Source organism: Paenibacillus sp. 01T422, assembly GCF_056398785.1.
In genome coordinates this window covers 1-2,800 of the sequence record NZ_JBFTQB010000860.1, presented here as the reverse complement: position 1 = coordinate 2,800, position 2,800 = coordinate 1, and the positions used below count along the sequence as shown (strand labels likewise).

Annotated in this window: 2 protein-coding genes and 1 pseudogene; all 3 read right to left on the bottom strand. The window is 45.4% G+C overall.

Annotated features, from left to right (window positions below; genetic code table 11):
• Nucleotides 1-227, bottom strand: a pseudogene (locus AC1DUA_RS32540) (hypothetical protein); the annotation flags it as partial.
• Nucleotides 228-306: 79 nt separating this feature from the next.
• A complete protein-coding gene (locus AC1DUA_RS32535; protein WP_477503674.1) occupies nt 307-1,635 on the bottom strand; it encodes an ABC transporter substrate-binding protein in 1,329 nt (442 codons plus the stop codon).
• A gap of 84 nt (nt 1,636-1,719) precedes the next feature.
• Entirely contained in the window at nt 1,720-2,727 is a 1,008-nt protein-coding gene (locus tag AC1DUA_RS32530) for an asparaginase (RefSeq protein ID WP_477503673.1), read from the bottom strand.
• Nucleotides 2,728-2,800: the final 73 nt, after the last annotated feature.

Genomic DNA, 2,800 nt, shown 5'->3' with positions numbered 1-2,800 from the left:
ACCCACAATAAAGAATTCATCAAAATTCGGACGATACTGTTGTCTGTAAGTATGGCTTTAAAGTTCTCTAAACCAGAAAACCGAACGTCGTTCGGTTCAAATAAGATATAGTGCATAAAGGCCAATTTAAAGCCTTGCAGCAGCGGGTATGCAAAAAAAGCTAACAGGACCAGGATGGCAGGAGCAATAAGCAAGTAAGGTTCCCATAATTTCAATCTCAGTTTCACAGCCGCTTCACCTCCCTTTCGGATAAGGAAAAGACAACCGGGACAGAACTCCGCCTCGGTTGTCTRCATCTAGATGTTATTATTTATTATTTTTTAAATATTCTTGCTGCTCCTTAGTCAGGAAGTCAGCCAAATGTTTAACCGTATCCTCAAGGGATTGCGTTTTGCTCAAATATTTCTGCGTTTCTTGTACGGCGAATGTACCTGAGAATTGCCCCAGCTTGGTCAGATGGCTCGGCGGTCCGGCAAAAACAATGTTTGAGTCCGCCATCGCACCTGCGTATCCGGCAATTGGACCTTTATTGAAAAACGGATCCTTCAGGTTGTCCTTATAAATCGGAATGCTCGAATTTTTGATACTATATTGTAAATTGATCTCAGGGGAGCTTAGGAACTGAATGAACTTCCAAGCTGCATCTTTGTGCTCGGAGTTGGCTGCCATCGCGTATGCAGCTGTGTAACCCCAGAAAATATAACGTTTGCCATCATCGGATTTTGGCATCGGCACGACGTTCCATGTGCCTTCCTTCATGTTCTTTTGAGCTGTAATAATGACTTCAGGGGTTTGATTCAGGATAGCCGTCTGGCCGTTCAAGAAGCCCTGCACCATTTCGTTAAAGCCCCAATTTATTGACTCCTTAGGAGAATTATTATTGAGATAGATGTCATAAAACTTCTTGAATGCTGCTTGCCCTTCCGGTTTGTAAAGAATCGATTTGCCATCCTTGTCGAACCAGCTCTCGCTATGCGTCGCCGCCATAACGTATTCCATTGCTCGAAGAATACCATTCGCGCCGCCACGGAATGAAATCCCATATCTTCCTTTGGAAGCATCCGTTAGCTGTTGGGATAACTTGAAGTAATCGTCCCATGTATCGATTTTCTCCGGCAAGTTGCTTTCTTTGAACCAGTCGCTTCGAATAAATAAACCTTGCAGCAAAAATCCATCGGGAATTGAATAGACCTTGTCCTGATACTTGTTTCTTGCTTGTTTGAACGCCTCGGTCAGGTTGCCTACTTGATCCCATTTATCATAATAAGGCTGTAGATTTTCGATATAACCGGCGGCAGACATGGCTACGAGAGATGTATCGTCGATACTGAGGACATCCGGAAGCTGCTTGGCGGCACCGAGAGCCATCCACTTCTTATTCGCATCATCCCAAGGAACGGAAGTGTATTCGACTTCAATGTTCGGGTTTTTTGTTTGGAATTGTTTGATGAAATCCTGCATGAGTGCTGTTCGCTCTGGGCTTGGAAGTGGATCTAAATACGTAATTTTTTCTTTTTTGCCTGAACTTTGAGCTGCATTACTTGAATTTCCTGCAGGTTCGCTGGAGCAGCCGACAAGTCCGACCGTCAGCACAAGAACCATGCTCATCACCATTGTTGACATTCTTTTTTTCAAAATAACCCCTCCCGATATTCCTTGAAATTATATATGTAACTTGTCGGAGCGTTATATGTGCTTGTCCGACAATGCTCATATCGCTTATGAGTGGATTTGAAGCGTGAATACAGCAGTGTTGCGACCGATAATTTTCTTGTTATCATTCTTGATTTCTATAGGCGCGAGCTCATACATGCTCTGAATCGTGTTGATATTGTCATAATGGATTTGCTCCAAAATCGACGCGACAATCAACGGCCATTCGTCCTCGGAACCATCTAACACTTTCAAGGCAAAAGCTAGTTTTTCTTTCTTCAAACCGAAGCAATAAACGCCTTTGGCTCCACCCTTCGCTACGATATTCGTATCCATGAGAAGAGCCGAACAAATGCGGTCAGAACCAGCAACCATCTCATAGTGCTCATTCATAAGACCAACCATCTTCTGAACAGCGATACGGATCGATGCATCCTCAATGAGCTCTGGACAGGCCAACTTGAGAAAAGCTTGTGCCAAGTTGCTCAAAGGAATGGCAAAAACGGGGAACCCACAGCCATCAGTGCCAAGCTGAATCTGGTCAATCGCGCATTCCGACAAATATGATAGCGTTTCCAATATCTCCAACTGTGCCGGGTGCTGAGGCTCATAATATGTCTCCAACGGATATCCCATCATTTTGCACAGTGCTAAAATCCCCAGATGCTTGCCGGAGCAATTATGATAAATCGAGCGTTTAGGCGCTTGTTTGCGAAGCAAATCCTCCGTCGCGTAAACGCTAAGCGGGTAAGTCGGGTGGCATACAAGCCCGTCTTCCGCCACGCCAATCTTCCTCAGCATCGACTCGAGCRCCTCAACATGAAAAGGCTCCGCACGATGAGAGCCCATCATGATTGCCGTTTCCTTATCGGTTAGCCCRAAGTGGACATCAGCGCCATGGCGCAGCACGGGAATTGCTTGAAACGGCTTGCCAGCAGATCTCAGGAAAGTGACTGCACTCGTATCGCCAACAACATACTTCACTTCCCCTGTATAAGAAACTCCACAAATATGCCCTCGATGCACGCATTCGAGTGTGTCCCCTCGATACTCTTCCAGCAATACTTGGTCCATATGACTTCCTCCTAGGTTACATTTCATGATCCAAACGCTGCTGCAACGCAAGGGTTGCCGCTCCGATAATAAC